We start from the raw sequence: 16,583 nt of genomic DNA on the forward strand, positions 1-16,583 counted from the left end.
TCAGGAGAGGAGGCTGTACGTGCCGTCCGCGTGGCGCGCGAAGTAGGCGGTGCAGCCACCGGGATTGCCCTGGCGATGTTTCGGGAGGAACACCCCGTAGGTGTGGTCGGCCCAACCGGGGCAGGCCTTGCGGACGTCGTCGGGACGAAATCGCGCGGGCAGTTCGCCGCGCCGGACCGCGTTGCGCAGGTCGTTGACGAACCGACTCATGGTGAACGACTCTCCCGGCTGCGAAGGCCTCGCTCCTCGTCGAAAATTGTAAGGCGACCGCGAACGCCATGACGAATGTGACGTGCGAGGCGCACACTGGTGTGGTGGATGGACAGGCGGTTCACGAGGACTTCGAGCGCGTGCGGACGACGTTCCGCACGCTGCTCGGCGGGGCGTCCGACGGCGAACTTCGCCGCCGGTCGAACGGCACGCGGTGGAACAACCGGCAGCTGTTGTTCCACATGCTGCTCGGCTTCCTGATCATGCGTGCGCTGATCGGCCTGGCCCGGATCGTCGCGCGGCTGCCCGGCGGGGTGGGCCGGACCTGGGCCCGGTTGCTCGACGCCGGCACCAAACCCTTCGACGTCGTCAACTTCGCGGGCTCGTGGCTCGGCGGCAGCCTCCTGCCCCGGCGGGCGATGCTCGTGCTGTGCGACCGCACGATCGCGTCGTTGCACCGCCGGCTCGACCGCGAGAACGACATCGGCCTGGCGAAGGGCATGCCCTACCCGACGCGCTGGGACCCGTGTTTCCGCGAGTTCATGACCATCGCGGACCTGTACCGCTTCCCGGTGCGGCACTTCGACTTCCACCGCGACCAGCTCTCGCTCGCCTGATCAGTGCACCGGAACGCCGCACCCGGCGAACTGCTCCCGCACGCGCCGGACGAGGTCGTTGTCGGGGGTGGGGACGTCGGCCAGCGGGAACGGGATGCCGAGCGCGGTGTACTTGGGCGCGCCCAGCTTGTGGAACGGCAGCACCTCCACGCGTTCGACGGTCTTCAGGGTGCTGACGAACGACGCGATGCCCGCGACGTTGTCCGGGTCGTCGGTGAGTCCTGGCACGAGCACGAACCTGATCCACATGGTCTTGCCCAGGTCGGACAACCGGCGCGCGAACCGCAGCGTCGGCGCGACCTCGCCGCCGGTGACGTGCCGGTAGGTGGCCGGGTCCCACGACTTGATGTCCAGCAGCACCAGGTCGGTGTCGGCCAGCAGTTCGTCGGACGCCCGTGCGCCGAGGAACCCGGACGTGTCGAGCGCGGTGTGCAGCCCGAGTTCCTTGGCGCGGTGGAACACCGCGGCGGTGAAGTCGGGCTGCAGCAACGGTTCCCCGCCGGTGATGGTCATGCCACCGCCGGCGACCTCGATGAACCGCCGGTACTTCGCGACCTCGGCCATGACCTCGTCGACCGTCTTGCGGTGGCCGTCGCGCATGTGCCAGGTGTCCGGGTTCTCGCAGTACAGGCACCGCAGCGGGCACCCGCTCAGGAACAGCACGAAGCGGGTGCCCGGTCCGTCGACCGCCGTGGAGACGTCCCACGAGTGGATCGATCCGGTGATCGTCACAGCGACTCGTGGAAGGTGCGGTTGATGACGTCGCGCTGCTGCTCGGGCGTGAGCCGGATGAAGTTCACCGCGTAACCGGAGACCCTGATCGTCAGCTGCGGGTGGTTCTCCGGGTGAGCCATGGCGTCGAGCAGCGTCTCGCGGTTGAGCACGTTGGCGTTGAGGTGAAACCCGCCCGCGTCGGTGTAGGCGTCGAGCAGGCCGACCAGGTTGTTCACCCGCTCGTCCTCGGTCTGCCCGAGGCCGGTCGGGGTGATGCTCGCGGTCAGCGAGATCCCGTCCTGGGCCTGGTCGTAGGGCAGTTTCGCCACCGACAGGGCCGCTGCCACCAGTCCGCGCCGGTCGCGGCCGTTCATCGGGTTGGCGCCCGGTGCGAACGGCTCACCCGCGCGCCGGCCGTCCGGGGTGTTGCCGGTGTGCTTGCCGTAGACGACGTTCGAGGTGATGGTGAGCACCGACTGGGAGTGCACGGCGCCGCGGTGCGCGGGGTACTGCCGCACCTTCCGCATGAAGTCCTCGACCAGGCCGACGGCGATCGCGTCCGCGCGGTCGTCGTTGTTGCCGTACTTTGGGAAGTCGCCCTCGACCGCGTAGTCGACGGCGAGGCCGGTCTCGTCGCGGATCACCCTGACCCTGGCGTACCGGATCGCGGACAGGCTGTCCGCGACCACCGACAGGCCGGCGATGCCGCAGCCGAGCAGCCGCTGGACCGGATGGTTGTGCAGCGCCATCTCGATGCGTTCGTAGGCGTACTTGTCGTGCATGTAGTGGATGATGTTGAGCGCCTCGACGTACGTCTTCGCCAGCCAGTCGGTCATGCGGTCGAACGCCGCCCGCACCTCCTCGTGGTCCAGGTACTCCGAGGTGATCGGCGGGAACGCCGGGGCCACCTGGACACCCGACACCTCGTCGCGGCCGCCGTTGATCGCGTACAGCAACGCCTTGGCGAGGTTGACGCGCGCACCGAACAGCTGCATCTGCTCGCCGACGCGCATCGCCGAGACGCAGCACGCGATCGCGGTGTCGTCGCTGAACCTCGGACGGATCAGGTCGTCGTTCTCGTACTGGATGGAGCTCGTGTCGACGGAGACCTTGGCGCAGAAGCGCTTGAAGCCCTCCGGCAGGCGCGACGACCACAGCACGGTCAGGTTCGGCTCCGGCGCGGGTCCCAGGTTGTAGAGGGTCTGCAGGAGCCGGAAGCTCGTGCGGGTGACCAGCGGGCGTCCGTCGCGGCCGATGCCGCCGATCGACTCGGTGACCCACGTCGGGTCGCCGGAGAACAGCTGGTCGTACTCCGGCGTGCGCAGGAACCGCACGATCCGCAGCTTGACGACCAGGTCGTCGACGAGCTCCTGGGCCTCGCGCTCGGTCAGCACACCCTCGTCGAGGTCGCGCTGCAGGTAGACGTCGAGGAACGTGGACGTGCGGCCCAACGACATCGCGGCGCCGTTCTGCTCCTTCACCGCCGCCAGATAGGCGAAGTACAGCCACTGCACGGCTTCCCGGCCGGTGGTGGCGGGGCCGGAGATGTCGTGACCGTACGCCGCGGCCATGTCGCGGAGCTCGCCGAGCGCGCGGATCTGCTCCGCCAGTTCCTCTCTGTCCCTGATGATGTCCTCGGTGGACGCCATGTCGTCGAGGACGGCTCGTTCGGCTCGCTTCGCCGCGACGAGCCGGTCGACGCCGTAAAGGGCAACGCGCCGGTAGTCGCCGATGATCCGGCCCCTGCCGTACGCGTCCGGAAGTCCGGTGATGATGCCGGCCTTGCGCGCTCGCAGGATCTCGGCGGTGTAGGCGTCGAACACGCCGTCGTTGTGCGTCTTGCGGTACTTGGTGAAGATCTCCTCGACGCGCGGGTCGAGCCGGTAGCCGTAGGTCTTGAGGCTGTTGTCCACCAGCCTCAGCCCGCCCGCGGGCATGATGGCGCGCTTGAGCGGTGCGTCGGTCTGCAGACCGACGATCAGCTCGTGGTCGCGGTCGATGTAGCCGGGCCGGTGCGCGGTGATCGAGGACGGGGTGCTCACGTCGACGTCGTAGATCCCGCGGGCGCGTTCGTCGGTGAACATCTCCGTCAGCCGGTGCCACAACGCCGTCGTGCGGGGCGTCGGCCCGGACAGGAAGCCCGCGTCGCCCTCGTACGGCGTGTAGTTGGCCTGGATGAAGTCCCGCACGTCGATCTCGTCGCACCACTGTCCGGTGTGGAATCCACGCCAGGCGGTGGTCGGGCGTTCCGCCGTAGCGGTCATCGTGTTCCTCCTCGTCGGCCGGTCGGGTGTCCGCTCAGGACCGGCAGTCGTTGGGTTCGAGCAGCAGTTCGGAGACGGGACGCCGCGGTGTCGGCGGAACCGGCGTGCTGTACCCGAGGCGCAGCACGGTCTGCGGCACGAGCATCCCGCCGAGCGAACGGCGCAACTGCTCGCGGACCCTCTGGACCTCGACCGGCTGCGACAGGAACGACGCCGACAGCCCGCGCACGGTGGCGGCGAGCAGGACGCGCTGCATCGCCTGTCCTGCCTGCAGTTCGCCGAGGGGGCCGTCGTAGAACGAGCACAGGACGACGACCAGCGGGTCGGACTCGTAGTCCTTGCCCGGCAGGCGTTCGGGGCCCTGGAAGTCGCGGAAGACCCACTCGTCCTGCAGCGCGGGCCGGACCCCCGCGGACGCCGACGGGATGCCGTCGCTCGCGTGTGGCCGGTGCCCGGTGAACGACGCGAGCTCGGCCTGCACGTCCTGGTCGTGGAGCTGGATCTCGTGCGCCTCGTGGACGAACTTCTTGAGCTGGGCCCGCTCCTCCGGCGTCGAGATGACGTGCAGCCACGAGCGCTCCAGCTCGGCCGCTCGCACCAGCGCGTGACGCTGCCGGGGGTCGACGGGCGCTTCGTGGAACGGCTTGCGGTTCGTGCGGCGGCGCGGGATCGCCCTGAGCAGAGCGAGCTGCTCGGCGTTGGGGACGATCGTGCCCCCGCGCCGCACGACCGCGAGCGCTCCGGGTGCGGTCTGACCGGGCAGCATCGACACGAGTGGCCGCACGCCCATGCCCTGCAACGCCATCCGCAGGTTGAACAGGGCCGCGCCGCAGGACAACCGCAGCTCGCGGTCCTCCGGATCGGTCGCGGGCAGCCGGCGGTGCGGGTCGGGATGCAGCTCGATCCGGTCGGGCAGCACGCGGAACCGCCACGGCTGGGCGTTGTGCACCGACGGCGCGAGCGAGGCGGCCTCGAGCACCTGGTGGACCTGTTCCGGCGCCAGCCCCAGCGCCCCTGGCAGCTCGGCCATGTCCTTCACCTCATCTTGTCGCGGTGGACGTCTCCGTGGTTCCACTCTCCGTCCGGTCACGAGGTGGTCCCACCGTCGAAGGTCCCGACCTGACCGGGAACGACGGGTATCGGACGGGTGGCCGGTGCCAAGGGCCCGGCCGGTGCGGGACCAACGGCAGCGTCCGCGCCCTCTCCCGCTTCCTAGCGTTTGGGTCACGCCCGTTGTGACTGGAGGACGACGATGAAATCCCCATCCGCCCCGATCGTGTGCGGCGTCGACGGCTCTGACTCCGCGCTGGCCGCCGTCGGCTGGGCCGCTCAGGAGTGCGCCCGCCACCAGGTGCCGCTGCGGCTCGTGCACGCCTTCATGCTGCCGACCCGCGGCTTTCCGGAGATCGTGCTGATCGGCAACGACATCCGTCACGCGATGGAGAAACAGGGCCGGGCGTGGCTGGAGGAGGCCAGGGCGGCGGCACGAGCGGCCGCTCCCGGGGTCGAGGTGACGGCCGAGGTGTTCTGCTGCGGCGCGGGCGCGTTGCTGACCGAGCTGTCGAAGAGCGCCCGGCAGGTCGTGATCGGGTCGCGCGGCCTGGGCACCGTGACCGGTCTGGCGGTCGGTTCCACGGCGGTGGCGCTGGCGGCGCACGCCCAAAGCCCGGTCGTCGTCGTTCGGGGCAACGCCGTGCCTGACGGCCCGGTGGTCGTCGGTGTGGACGGTTCGCCCACGAGTGAGGCCGCGCTGGCGTTCGCGTTCGAGGAGGCCTCGCTGCGCTCCACCTCGCTGACCGCGGTCACGACCGTCACGGGCTTCGCCGCCGACAGCGCGTACGTGCTGTCGCGCCTGGGAGCCGACTGGGGACAGGCCGAGGAGGACGAACGGCGACTGCTCGCCCAGCGCCTGGCCGGGTGGCAGGAGAAGTACCCGGACGTCGTGGTCAACCGGATCGCGTTGCGGGACCGCCCGGCGCGGGCGCTCGTGCGCTACGGGGCCGAGGCGCAGCTGCTGGTCGTCGGCAGCCACGGGCACGGCGGGTTCGTCGGCATGCTGATCGGCTCGACCAGTCAGGCTCTCGTCCACCACGCCCCCTGCCCGCTCGCGATCGTGCGTCCGCCGAAGAGGTGACGGGTCCGCCATGACGACCGAAGTCGCGCTGCGCCAACGGATCCGAGTGCGCCACGTCCAGGGTGACGAGTACGCCGTCCAGGTGCGGGCGCACGAGGTGCACACCGACCAGCCCGGCAGCGACCGGGGCATGTCCCCGGTCGAGCTGTTCGCCACGTCACTGGCCACGTGCATCGCCCACTACGCGGGGAGCTACCTGCACCGGCATTCCCTTCCGCGAGACGGACTCGCGGTCGTGGCCGAGTACGGCATGGCGGAGGACCGCCCGCCGCGGATCGGCCGCGTCCGCATCTCCGTGGATCCCGGCCAGGAGCTCGAACCGCGCCGCCTTCAGGCACTGCAGGCCGTCGTCGAGCACTGCACCGTGCACAACACCCTCCGGCAGCCGCCGGAGATCGAGATCCTCGTCCGCGACGGCCTGCCGTGAGGGTGTCGTGATCACGCGCCTGCCGGGGAGCCGGCGGTGAGCTGTCCGGCGACCCGGTCGGCCCAGGCGCGGATCTCGTCGAAGTCGCGGAAGTCGCCCGCCATGTCGCCCTGGGCCATCTTCTTCGCGATGAAGCCGGTGGCGGTCTGCGCGGTCAGCCTGCCGGGGAACGTGGTCGGCGCGTCGGCGCCGATGCGGGCGGCGATCTGCCGCACCTTGCGCGGTGCGGGCTGGGGCGTGAGCTCCTTGCCGAGCGGACCGTCGTGGAACAGCCACGTGGGCCTGTCCACGAGCAGCTTCTCGTTGCGCTTGAGCACCTTCACCGCCTCGGGGCGCCAGCGGCCCGCGTAGAGGCCGCTGCCGAGCACCAGTGCGCTGTGGTGCTCGACCGAACGGACCTGGGCGGCGTCGAGCACGGTCACCTCGTGCCCCGCGGCGCGCAGCCGTTCGCCGATCGCCTCGGCGATCTCCTTGGTGGAACCCATCTTCGTCGCGTACGCGACCAGGACATCAGTCATACCACCACGATCTGCCACCTCTTCGAGACGGCAACAGGGCCCTAGGTCTGTGCTGCGAAGGGTCGCGCGGTACTGCCGGGGCCCGCGGAACCGGGTGACGGTGGTGGTGAGTAGGGAGGCAACGATGACAACTGCTACGACCGGCTATCCGGTGCACGTGCACGCACGGCTGGAACCCGGGCTGAGCCGCTGGCTGTGGCTCGTCAAGTGGTTCCTCGCGATTCCGCACTACCTGGTGCTGGCGTTCCTCTGGCTGGGGTTCGTCCTGTTCAGCGTGGTGGCGTTCTTCGCGATCCTGTTCACCGGCCGCTATCCGCGCGTCCTGTTCGACTTCAACGTCGGCGTGCTGCGCTGGACGTGGAGGGTGGCCTACTACACCTACGGGGCACTGGCGACCGACCGCTACCCGCCGTTCAGCCTCGGTGAGGAGCCGGACTACCCGGCGACGCTCGACATCGCCTACCCCGAGCACCTCTCCCGCGGTCTGGTGCTGGTGAAGTGGTGGCTGCTCGCGATTCCGCACTACCTGATCGTCGGGTTCTTCGTCGGCGGCGGCAGCTACGTCGCCTACCAGACGGGCGAGACCGTCTACAACTCCGGCGGCCTCGTCGGCCTGATGGCGTTGTTCGCGGGCATCGCGTTGCTGTTCACCGGACGGTATCCCCAGGGACTGTTCGACTTCGTGCTGGGCATGGACCGCTGGGCGTTGCGCGTGGCGGCCTACGCGGGCCTGATGACCGACTCCTACCCGCCGTTCCGCTTCGACTCCGGAGGCGACGAGGCGGGCGTGACGACGATCGACCAGTCGCCGCCGCCACCGCCGTCGCCCGCGAACGGCTGGACAGCCGGCCGGGTCGCCGCCGTGGTGATCGGGGCGCTGTTGCTGATCACCGGTGCGTCGGTCGGTGGAACGGGCGGCTTCGGCCTGTGGGCCGACCAGACGCAACGCGACTCGGCCGGAATGCTCAGCACCCGCTCGGAGTCGTTCCACAGCAACGGCTACGCGCTCGAGTTCGGCACGGTGGAGCTGCGCTGGACGGACGCGGACTGGGTGCTGGCGGAGAACTGGCTGGGCGACGTGCGGCTCAAGGCCGGCAACGACGTGTTCATCGGCATCGGCCGGACCGACGACGTCCGGCGGTACCTGTCCGATGTGGACCACGACGAGGTGACCGTGACCGGTGACCGCGTCACGTACTGGCACCGCGACGGTGGCGCGCCGGCGAATCCCGCCGCGCAGACCTTCTGGGCGGCGTCGGGCACCGGCGAGGTGACCTGGCGGGCGGAGCAGGGCAGCTGGACCGCGGTGGTGCTCAACACCGACCACTCGCGCGGGGTCGACGCCGCTCTCGCCGCGCAGGCCGAGGTCCCCGCGCTGCGTCCGGTGTCCGTCGGCCTCATGATCGGCGGGGGAGTGCTGTTCCTGCTGGGCGTGGTCGTGCTGGTGCTGGCCGTTGTCGGTGCTCAGCGTCGCGACAGCGGGACGACGACCTCGGTGACGTAGTCGTCGGAGTTCTTCTCCTCGTCCGGCCCGGTGAGGTACAGCTCCCTCGGCGGGCCGGACGGGTCGTGGCCGTGGTCGTGGATCCACCGGAACACCGCTTCGTACGCGGCGGGGATCTCGTCGTAGGCACCCCGGTGGATCGTGCGGGCGGCCGGTCCTCCCGGCAGGGTCACGACGTCGACGGGAGACCTGCCCTGCACCTCGCCGGAGATCGGCAGGTACAGGTCGAGCTCGAAGTCGCCGTCGGTGACCGGTTCCGGATACGCGAGCTGCGGCGGACCGGACGGCGTCAGGTGCGCCGCGGACGCGAACTCGTAGAGGTCCTGCAGCCCGCCGCCGACCGACGCGGCGATGTCGTGGGCGGACGTGCGCACCCTGAGGTGACACGTCGTCGTGGGGGAGAGCTCGGTGAGCGTGATGTCGTAGGTCATGCACCGAGCGTCGTGGGTGTTGTCCCGGCCCGGGAGGGCCGAAGGTCCATGACCGTTGGGGCTCAAGGAGCTGGTGGCCACCTGCTGAGCGGCGGAGGCTGGAGTTGTGGGCGGGCCGCCCGTTGTCCTGAGTGGACGGAGGAGTGCAGATGCGTGCGTTCGACGTGATGTCCGCGCCCGCGGTGACCGTGTCGCCGGGAACGTCGATCGAGGAGGCCGCGGCACTCGTCGCCGAGCACGGCTTCGCGGCGTTGCCGGTGGTCGACGACCAGGGACGGCTCGTCGGTGTCGTGTCGGGTGAGGACCTGCTGCGCGAGGAGCTGCGGGCGCGCCGGGTCGCACACCACGTGGGCGAGGCGATGAGCGATCTCGTCGTGGCCGTCGACGCCGAGATGCCGGTGGGGGAGATCGCGCGGCAGCTGCTCGGCCACCACTACCGGTCGTTGCCGGTCTTGGCCGGTGACCTGCTCGTCGGCGTGGTGAGCCGCGGGGACCTCCTGCGGGCGCTCACCCCGCAGGACGAGGTGACGGCGGCGCGGATCAGCAAGCTGTTGTGCGACAACCTCGGCGCGCGGCCGTGGGACGTCGTGGTGGTGTCCGGGACGGCCACCGTCCTGGGGCCGTTCACCGGCAGGGACGAGGAGCAGGCGGTGGCCGCGCTGGCGGAGAGCGTGCCCGGGGTGCGTTCCGTCCTGGTGCAGCCCTGTGCGGAAGACGTCTGAGGAGGAGATCATGAAGGTGCTGGTGGCCTACGCGACCGCGGCGGGCTCGACGGTGGGCGTCGCGGCGCGCATCGCGGCGGTGCTGCGCGCACATGACCACGAGGTCACGACGTACAGCGTGGACGAGGTCGCCGACGCGGGCGAGTACGACGCCTACGTCATCGGCAGCGCCGTGCACGACCAGGCCTGGCTGCCCTCCGGCGCGGCGTTCCTGACGAGGGAACGCGGAACGTTGCGGGGCAAGCCCGTCTGGCTCTTCAGCGTCGGCCTGCCGGACTCCCTGCGCGGTCCGCTGCGCAGATGGGCGGGCTTGGAGGAGCCGACGATCCTCAGCCATCTGCGCGAGGACGTCACGCCTGTCGAGCACCGGCTGTTCAGCGGCGTGGTGCGGGCCGAGATGCTCGGGAAGCTCGGCGCGCTGGTCTTCCGCGCCGTGGGCGGCCGGTTCGGCGACTTCCGCGACTGGCAGGAGATCGAGGTGTGGGCCGGTGACATCGCCGGCGTGCTGGCCGACATCGAGGCCGCGACCAGGTGACCCGGCGGCGGGGGAGGGACGTGTGATGGGTGCCGTGCTCGCGAGGACGAAGCGGTGGGCGGGGCCCGCGTTCCTCGTGCTCGTCGTGACGCTGACCGTGGTGGGCGGCGGCCTGTGGTTCTGGCAACCCGGTGCCGCCCGCGTCTGCTGGGCCGCGGCCACCGTGACGGCCCTGCTGCCCGCCGTCACCTGGGTGGTGGCGGACCTGCGTGCCAAGCGGTTCGGTGCGGACGTGCTCGCCGTGCTCGCACTGGCCGGCACGCTGGTGGTTGGGGAGTACCTGGCGGGCGCGATGGTCGCCGTCATGCTCGGCACCGGCCACGCGCTCGACTCGTTCGCCCAGCGCAGGGCCCGGCGGGACCTGAGCGCGCTGCTCGACCGGGCGCCGCGGTTCGCGCAGGTGCGCGTCGGGGACGACCTGCGGCAGGTGCCCGTGGACGAGGTCGTGCCGGGCGACGTGGTCGCGGTCCGTCCCGGTGAGGTCGTTCCGGTCGACGCGGTGCTGCTCACCGACGGTGAGTTCGACGAGTCCGCCCTGACCGGCGAACCCCTCGCGGTGCACCGTCCACGCGGAGACCGGGTTCGCAGCGGTGTCGTCGCGGCGGGTGCCGCGGTGGAGCTGCGGGCCACGGCGGCCGCGGCGGACAGCACGTACGCCGGCGTGCTGCGACTGGCGGAGCAGGCCGCGGCCTCGACCGCGCCGATCGTGCGGATCGCCGACCGCATCGCCGCCTTCTTCCTGCCTCTCGCGCTGGGGGTGGCGGTGGTCGCCGCGGTGCTCGCCCGCGACCCGGTGCGCGCGGTCGCCGTGCTCGTGACCGCGACGCCGTGCCCGTTGCTCCTGGCGGTGCCGGTCGCGATCACCGCCGGGATGTCGCGCGCCTCGCGTGCCGGTGTGGTGATGCGGGACGGCCAGGCCCTGGAGGCGCTGGGGCACGTCAGGATCGCCGTGCTGGACAAGACCGGCACGGTGACCGAGGGACATCCGGCCGTGGTGGAGGTGGTGCCCGCACCGGGCTGGGACACCGAACGCGTGCTGGGGGTGGCGGCCGCGGTGGAGCAGCTGTCCACCCACGTGCTCGCCGCCGCGGTCGTCGAGGCCGCGGCCACGGCGGGGCTGCGGCCACCTCCGGCACTCGACGTGCGGGAGGAACCAGGACGAGGGGTGACCGGATCGGTCGGCGGGCGCGTCGTCGTCGTGGGCAGGCGCGACGAGAGCGGGGGAGCGGAGTGGGAACGCGCGGTGGTCGCGCGTGCGGCCCTGGACGCGGCGACCGCGGTGTGGGTGGAGGTCGACGGTCAGGTGGCCGGTGCGGTGCTGCTGCGGGATCCGGTGCGCCGCGACGCGGTCCGCACGGTGCGCAGGCTTCGCGCCGCCGGCCTGCGCCGCATCGTGATGCTCACCGGTGATCGCACCGCCGTGGCGCAGGACGTGGCAGGGATGCTGGGATTCGACGACGTCGTCGCCCGCTGCACGCCACAGGACAAAGTGGACAGGGTGCGGACGGAGAACACCGCCGGTCTCACCGTCATGGTGGGCGACGGCATCAACGACGCTCCCGCACTCGCCGCGGCCGGTGTCGGCGTCGCGCTGGGCAACCGGGGATCGTCCGCGGCGGTGGAGGCCGCCGACGCGATCATCCTCGACGACCGCATCGACCGGCTCGCCGACGGCGTGGAGATCGCCGCGCGGGCCCGGCGGATCGCGACGCAGAGCGCGATGTGGGGCATGGGCCTGGCACTGGCCGCGATGGGACTGGCGGCGTTCGGCCTGCTCGCACCCGTGGGCGGCGCGGTGGTGCAGGAGGCGATCGACGCCGCGGTGATCCTGCATTCGTTGCGCGCGTTGCTACCGGTGCGGCGGCTGAAGCTCAGTGCGGACACGACCCGGTTGCTGCAGAGGTTCGACGCCGAGCACGAGGACCTGCGCGCAGCCAGGGAGACCGTGCGGTTCGCGGCAGACGAACTGCGCGCGGGCCCCACCGAGGAGGCACTGGCCGCGGTGCGCCGGGCGCACGAGCTGATGGTGACATCGGTGCTGCCGCACGAACACGCCGAGGAAGTGGAGCTGTACCCCGCCCTCGCCGCCGAGTTCGGTGACGCCGAGTCGACCGTGACGATGAGCAGGGGCCACGCCGAGATCGAAAGGCTCACCCGCAGGCTCGGACGGCACCTCACCGGATGGGAAGGCTCGTCGTCCGGCGGAGTGGACGATCTGAGAGCCACCCTCTACGGACTGGACGCCGTGCTGCGCCTGCACTTCGCCCAGGAGGAAGAGGCGTACTTCGCATTGGCCGACTCGCAGTCCTGAGTGGTCTCCGTCCTGCGACGGAGACCACTCACGACCCGTGTCACCGGACGACGGGCAGCGGTGCGGCGGCCATCGGCTCCCACCTCTGGGCGAGGCGCTGCTCGAGCTGGCGCATCGTGGTGTACTCGAGGTCTTCGAGCGGCAGCCGGTGCGGTTCGAACGGGCCGTGCCGGCGCAGGTAGTCCATGACCTCGTTGGCCTGCGACCGCGCCAGGTCGAACGACGGGTCGTCGAACATGTCCCTCGGGCCGATGAGCTTGCCTTCCCGCACCTGGAACCCCAGCGCGGTGACGCGCGGGGGCCCGTCGAAGCGGGCGGGGTGGGCCTGCTCGATGCTGACGGGCATCATCGGAGCGTGGTGCGAGCCGCGCATGCACCCGGCGACCGAGTAGGGGAACGCGAACGGCTCCAGGAACTCACCGACCGCCGGGAGGCCGGACTGCGCGCGGACGATCATGACCGGGTCGTCCTTGCCGACGTACTTCCCGGCGATGAGCGACAGCCGCTGGGTCGACGTGGCGGCGGCCTGCTCGTCGAGCGTCTTGGACCGCACGGAGTGGATGACGTAACGGGCGGGTGCGCCGATGTACATCAGCATCTCGTAGAGGTCGGCGGGGCAGTCGAACCAGATCTTCTTCTCCTCGTAGAGGTCGTAGACCTCGAACCGGAAGCCCGCGTGCATCTTCGCGTCGATGACGAGACCCGCGGTGTTGAACGGGTCGGCGAACATCTTGTACAGCGGCAGGTTCCACGCGCCGGGCTCGGTCTTGTCCGCCAGGAAGCAGATGATCGGCTCGCTGGGCCGTTCGATGAACTCGAGCTCCGCGTAGCCGGGTCCCATGCCGCGCAGGTTGCCGCTGAACGCGTCGGACAGCAGGTCCTGGCCCGCGCCGTAGAGACCGAGCCGCTGGGCGATCCCCGTGGTCGTGCCGAAGACGTCCCACGCGAACGAGTGGATCGGCTCCGCGTCGGCTCCGTGCTCGTGGGTCATGATGAGCGAGATGTCGTCGCCGCAGCTCGCGACCTTCGCGTCGACGAGCAGGTGGTCCCCGACCGCGGTCGTGAGCGCCTCCTGGGCGGCGGCCAGCATGTCCGGGTGCACCGCGGAGTGACCGACGAAGCCGCCCGTGTCGGCCTTGATGATGCTCAGTGTGATCATTTTCGCCTCCAGGCGAGTGTCGGGATTCCCTGTTGTCACGCATTCCGGTCGAGAGGGCCCGTGGCCCTCAACGGGTGTGCCACAGCCATCGGCTCGCCAGGCTCGTCGCCAGCAGCACGGCACCTGCCACGAGAAGCAGCACGCCGCCTCCTGCGGCACCGTTCGTCAGGTCCCACACGACCTCCGGCACGACGACCGTCGTGCACACCACGCCCGCGACGAGCAGCACCGTGGTGCGCACGCTCAGATAGGCCGCGAAGCACGCGAGCGCGAGGCCGGCGGTGAGCAGGTAGGTGAGAGCGGCAGGGCCGTTGCCCGCCAACGGTTGTTGTGCGCCGAACAACGCGACCGCGGCGCCGGTGGCGAGTGCGAGCGGGACCGGGCGCAGCACCTGGAACAGGGCGAGGCATCCGCCGGCCAGGCCGAGCAGGAACAACGCCACGCCTCCCGGCACCGAGCTGTCCGGCACGAAGTCGGTGACCCACGCCAGCACGGCGCTGATGGCCGCCGCGGCGGTGGTGAGGTACGCCAGCGCCGTCGGCACCACGACGTAGGCCAGGACCGCGGCGGCGAGTCCGGTGGTGCTGCCGATGGTCACCTCGTGGGACGTCGCCCCGGCACCCGCGGTGAACGCCGTGGTGACAGCGGCAAGCGACAACAACGTGCTGACGACACGTCTGCGGTGACGCACAACGGTGCGCATCGCCCTGAGACCACCGGCGACCACCATGGCCGCAACGACGAGCGCGACCGCGGTACCGCCGAGGACGGCGACGCGGCCGAGGCGGGACAGGTCCTCCCAGGACACCCCGAGCAGCAGCGCGGCCCCACCGAGCACCAGACCGCCTCCGACGTAGCCGGCGACCTCCGCGATGCGGTCCGCGACCCGCGACGGCGCCCCCGTTCCGGTGAGCGCCTCGCGCACGGCGGTCTCCTGCTCAGGCGACAGCACTCCGCGCGTCGTCAGCCGGTGCAGCGCCTCGTTCTGCTGTGTCCTCAGGTTCACGGCTCTCACCCTCCCGATGCCAGATCTCCCGCATCACGAGCACGACGGGAACGGCGAACAACGCCCCCACGACCCCGGCCAGCACCACGCCGGTCGCGACGGCGAGCACGACGGTCAGCGGGTGCAGCCGGACCACCCGGCCGAGCAGGAACGGTTGCAGGACATCACCTTCGAGCTCCTGCACGGCGACGGTGAGCGCCAGCACGAGCAGCGCGGTCACCGGGCCACCGCTGACGAGCGCGACCAGCACCGCGGCGCATCCGGCGACGAAGGCGCCCACGTACGGCACGAACGCGCCGAGAAACACCAATGACGTCAACGGGACCACCATCGGCACGCCGATCACGGCCAGCCCGACGCCGATCGCCACCGCGTCCACGACGGCCACCGCCAGCGTCGCCCTGGTGAACCCGGACAACGCGTGGAAGGCCCTGCGGCCGATGCCGTCGACGCGCTCACGCAGACGCATCGGTGCCGCGCGCAGGACACCACGCCACAACCGATCGCCGTCGTAGAGGAAGAAGTACAGGGTGAACAGGCTGAGCACGGCGCCGGCGAACGCGGTACCCACGGCCGCGGCGGTCGCCGTGGCACCGCCGAGGATCTGCCGGCTCTGCCCGGCGACGAGGTTCACGAGGTCGTTGAGCACCGCGTCGATCTGCGGCTCGCTCAGCGAGAGCGGTCCGTGCACGAGCCAGTCCCGGCCCTCGCCGACGGCGTCGCGCAGCGCGGTCCCCAGTCCGCCCGCGCCGCTGATCAGCGCGTCGACGGTGAACGCGAGCAGGGTGCCGAGCGGTGCGAGGGAGGCGACCAGCACCAGAGCCGCCGCGAGGGCACTGGGGGTGTGACGGCGGCGCAGCCAGGCCACCGCGGGCCAGAGCAGCGCGGCCAGCAGGACGGCGACCGCCACCGGGATCAGCACCGCCGCCAGCGCCACTGCGGCACGCCAGCCCACGTAGCCGAGCGCCAGCAGAACCAGGGCGGCAGCACCGCCCCGGCTCCACCGGCGCACGTCACCGTTCACGGCTTCGGCTGGTTCGCGACCTCGACGGCGCCGAACAGCGCTGTGCCGTTGACGGTCAGCACCGGTGCGTCGTCGCTCAGCCCGTCGTTCTCGGTCTTGTCCACGATCCCGCCCATGAACGGCAACCCGCCCACGGACACGCGCCACCCTTCCGGCACCAGCACCTCGACGCCGCCGAAGAGGGCGAACGCGTCGACGCTGGCCTCGGTGTCGACGTGAGCCTGGCGCAGATCGAGCGTGGCGCCTCCGAAGATGGCGGAGACGTCGGCGTGCTCGAGGTGCCGCGCGCGCTCGCGGGTCGTCGTGCCGCCGAACACCGTGACGGGAACGTGGGCCCCCTGGTGCCTGCGCATGCCGACCAGCACGGCGATTCCGGCGCAGATCAACACCGTGGGCCACAGGACATCGCCGGTGGCCCACCCGAGCGACCCCGTGAGCAGCACCAGCCCGGCGAGGGTGATGACGACGGGACCGAACGAGACCCGGCGCTGCGCGGCCATCGCCACGAGCCCGAGCCCCACCAGGGCGAGCGGCCACCAGCGTTCGACGGCGGTGCCGGAGTCGAGCACGTCGGTGGCGTCGAGGATGCCGAAGACACCGAGTGCGAGCAGCACCAGCCCCACCCACGCGCGCACGGGCCTCACGACTGCGGCTCCTCCGGCGTGGTGCCACCGCGGCGCTCGACCTCGATGGTCCACTCGCTCGCGATCGCGGCGACGGCCCCGATCGCGGTCACGACGGGGGCGGCGATCGCGGCGACGACACCCGCGGTCACCGGGATCTCCATGACGGTGTGACCCTTGTCGTTCTTGAGGATCAGGCGCCGGACGTTGCCCTCGTGGATGAGCTCCCTGACCTTCTCGACGAGAGCCTCGCCGCGAAGCTTGCTCACCTTGGTCTCCTGCTGGACGGTCATCTCTGTCTCCCTTCCACCACCACCCTCTCTCCAGGAGCGGGGCGGGGGCAGTGCCCTTCGGTCCTCTCCGAGAGGTTCGTCGGTCCTCCCG

General features: G+C 71.1%; 18 protein-coding genes. 7 read left to right on the forward strand and 11 right to left on the reverse strand.

What is annotated here, in order from left to right; genetic code table 11:
- Positions 1-210, reverse strand: coding sequence for a hypothetical protein (locus ACSHWB_RS36320; protein WP_439657826.1), 210 nt, complete (start codon positions 208-210; stop codon positions 1-3).
- 104 nt (positions 211-314) lie between these two features.
- Between ACSHWB_RS36320 and ACSHWB_RS36325 the strand changes: the two genes are divergently transcribed.
- Entirely contained in the window at positions 315-827 is a 513-nt protein-coding gene (locus tag ACSHWB_RS36325) for a DinB family protein (RefSeq protein WP_439657827.1), read from the forward strand.
- On the opposite strand, the gene pflA is transcribed toward ACSHWB_RS36325, so the two are convergent.
- The 3 genes from pflA to ACSHWB_RS36340 are packed head-to-tail and all read right to left on the reverse strand — an operon-like array spanning position 828 to position 4,835.
- Positions 828-1,559, reverse strand: coding sequence for a pyruvate formate-lyase-activating protein (pflA, locus tag ACSHWB_RS36330; protein WP_439657828.1), 732 nt, complete (start codon positions 1,557-1,559; stop codon positions 828-830).
- A complete protein-coding gene (pflB, locus tag ACSHWB_RS36335; RefSeq protein ID WP_439657829.1) occupies positions 1,556-3,805 on the reverse strand; it encodes a formate C-acetyltransferase in 2,250 nt (749 codons plus the stop codon). Before pflB ends, pflA begins: the two co-directional genes overlap by 4 nt.
- Before the next feature lie 34 nt (positions 3,806-3,839).
- On the reverse strand, positions 3,840-4,835 hold the full coding sequence (locus ACSHWB_RS36340) for an Acg family FMN-binding oxidoreductase (protein ID WP_439657830.1): 996 nt from the start codon (positions 4,833-4,835) through the stop codon (positions 3,840-3,842).
- Positions 4,836-5,057: 222 nt separating this feature from the next.
- Between ACSHWB_RS36340 and ACSHWB_RS36345 the strand changes: the two genes are divergently transcribed.
- Together ACSHWB_RS36345 and ACSHWB_RS36350 are read left to right on the forward strand one after the other, a co-directional pair.
- Positions 5,058-5,939 carry a universal stress protein gene (locus ACSHWB_RS36345; protein ID WP_439657831.1) on the forward strand — a complete coding sequence of 294 codons (882 nt, stop codon included), beginning with the start codon at positions 5,058-5,060 and terminating at the stop codon, positions 5,937-5,939.
- A 10-nt stretch (positions 5,940-5,949) separates the two neighbouring features.
- Positions 5,950-6,366: an OsmC family protein gene (locus ACSHWB_RS36350; RefSeq protein WP_439657832.1), complete on the forward strand. Its 417-nt coding sequence runs from the start codon at positions 5,950-5,952 to the stop codon at positions 6,364-6,366.
- A gap of 11 nt (positions 6,367-6,377) precedes the next feature.
- Here the strand turns inward: ACSHWB_RS36350 and ACSHWB_RS36355 are convergent, their stop codons facing one another.
- Positions 6,378-6,884, reverse strand: a complete 507-nt coding sequence (locus tag ACSHWB_RS36355) for a flavodoxin domain-containing protein (protein WP_439657833.1) — start codon at positions 6,882-6,884, stop codon at positions 6,378-6,380.
- Between the two features lie 124 nt (positions 6,885-7,008).
- Between ACSHWB_RS36355 and ACSHWB_RS36360 the strand changes: the two genes are divergently transcribed.
- On the forward strand, positions 7,009-8,388 hold the full coding sequence (locus ACSHWB_RS36360; RefSeq protein ID WP_439657834.1) for a DUF4389 domain-containing protein: 1,380 nt from the start codon (positions 7,009-7,011) through the stop codon (positions 8,386-8,388).
- Here ACSHWB_RS36360 and ACSHWB_RS36365 read toward each other — a convergent pair.
- The gene (locus ACSHWB_RS36365; RefSeq protein WP_439657835.1) at positions 8,349-8,819 is read right to left on the reverse strand and encodes a GyrI-like domain-containing protein; all 471 of its coding nucleotides are present in this window, start codon (positions 8,817-8,819) and stop codon (positions 8,349-8,351) included. The genes ACSHWB_RS36360 and ACSHWB_RS36365 overlap by 40 nt on opposite strands.
- Before the next feature lie 149 nt (positions 8,820-8,968).
- On the opposite strand from ACSHWB_RS36365, the gene ACSHWB_RS36370 reads away from it, so the two are divergent.
- Genes ACSHWB_RS36370 through ACSHWB_RS36380 form a run of 3 tightly spaced genes read left to right on the forward strand, consistent with a single transcriptional unit; the run spans position 8,969 to position 12,387 of the window.
- Positions 8,969-9,541, forward strand: a complete 573-nt coding sequence (locus ACSHWB_RS36370) for a CBS domain-containing protein (RefSeq protein WP_439657836.1) — start codon at positions 8,969-8,971, stop codon at positions 9,539-9,541.
- A 10-nt stretch (positions 9,542-9,551) separates the two neighbouring features.
- The gene (locus tag ACSHWB_RS36375) at positions 9,552-10,076 is read left to right on the forward strand and encodes a flavodoxin domain-containing protein (RefSeq protein ID WP_439657837.1); all 525 of its coding nucleotides are present in this window, start codon (positions 9,552-9,554) and stop codon (positions 10,074-10,076) included.
- 25 nt (positions 10,077-10,101) lie between these two features.
- Positions 10,102-12,387 carry a heavy metal translocating P-type ATPase gene (locus ACSHWB_RS36380; protein ID WP_439657838.1) on the forward strand — a complete coding sequence of 762 codons (2,286 nt, stop codon included), beginning with the start codon at positions 10,102-10,104 and terminating at the stop codon, positions 12,385-12,387.
- 40 nt (positions 12,388-12,427) lie between these two features.
- On the opposite strand, the gene fbp is transcribed toward ACSHWB_RS36380, so the two are convergent.
- The 5 genes from fbp to ACSHWB_RS36405 all read right to left on the reverse strand — a co-directional run bounded on the left by fbp (position 12,428) and on the right by ACSHWB_RS36405 (position 16,492).
- Positions 12,428-13,546 (reverse strand): fructose-1,6-bisphosphate aldolase/phosphatase, encoded by a 1,119-nt coding sequence (gene fbp / locus ACSHWB_RS36385; RefSeq protein ID WP_439657839.1) that lies wholly within the window; start codon positions 13,544-13,546, stop codon positions 12,428-12,430.
- 67 nt (positions 13,547-13,613) lie between these two features.
- On the reverse strand, positions 13,614-14,552 hold the full coding sequence (locus ACSHWB_RS36390) for a DUF2157 domain-containing protein (protein WP_439657840.1): 939 nt from the start codon (positions 14,550-14,552) through the stop codon (positions 13,614-13,616).
- A complete protein-coding gene (locus ACSHWB_RS36395) occupies positions 14,485-15,576 on the reverse strand; it encodes an AI-2E family transporter (protein WP_439657841.1) in 1,092 nt (363 codons plus the stop codon). Before ACSHWB_RS36395 ends, ACSHWB_RS36390 begins: the two co-directional genes overlap by 68 nt.
- Positions 15,573-16,220, reverse strand: a complete 648-nt coding sequence (locus tag ACSHWB_RS36400) for a LiaF transmembrane domain-containing protein (protein ID WP_439657842.1) — start codon at positions 16,218-16,220, stop codon at positions 15,573-15,575. The genes ACSHWB_RS36395 and ACSHWB_RS36400 overlap by 4 nt, the downstream gene beginning before the upstream one ends.
- Positions 16,217-16,492, reverse strand: a complete 276-nt coding sequence (locus tag ACSHWB_RS36405) for a DUF4342 domain-containing protein (RefSeq protein ID WP_439657843.1) — start codon at positions 16,490-16,492, stop codon at positions 16,217-16,219. The genes ACSHWB_RS36400 and ACSHWB_RS36405 overlap by 4 nt, the downstream gene beginning before the upstream one ends.
- Between the last annotated feature and the right edge of the window lie 91 nt (positions 16,493-16,583).

Source organism: Lentzea sp. HUAS TT2, from assembly GCF_051853195.1.
Lineage (GTDB): Bacteria > Actinomycetota > Actinomycetes > Mycobacteriales > Pseudonocardiaceae > Lentzea.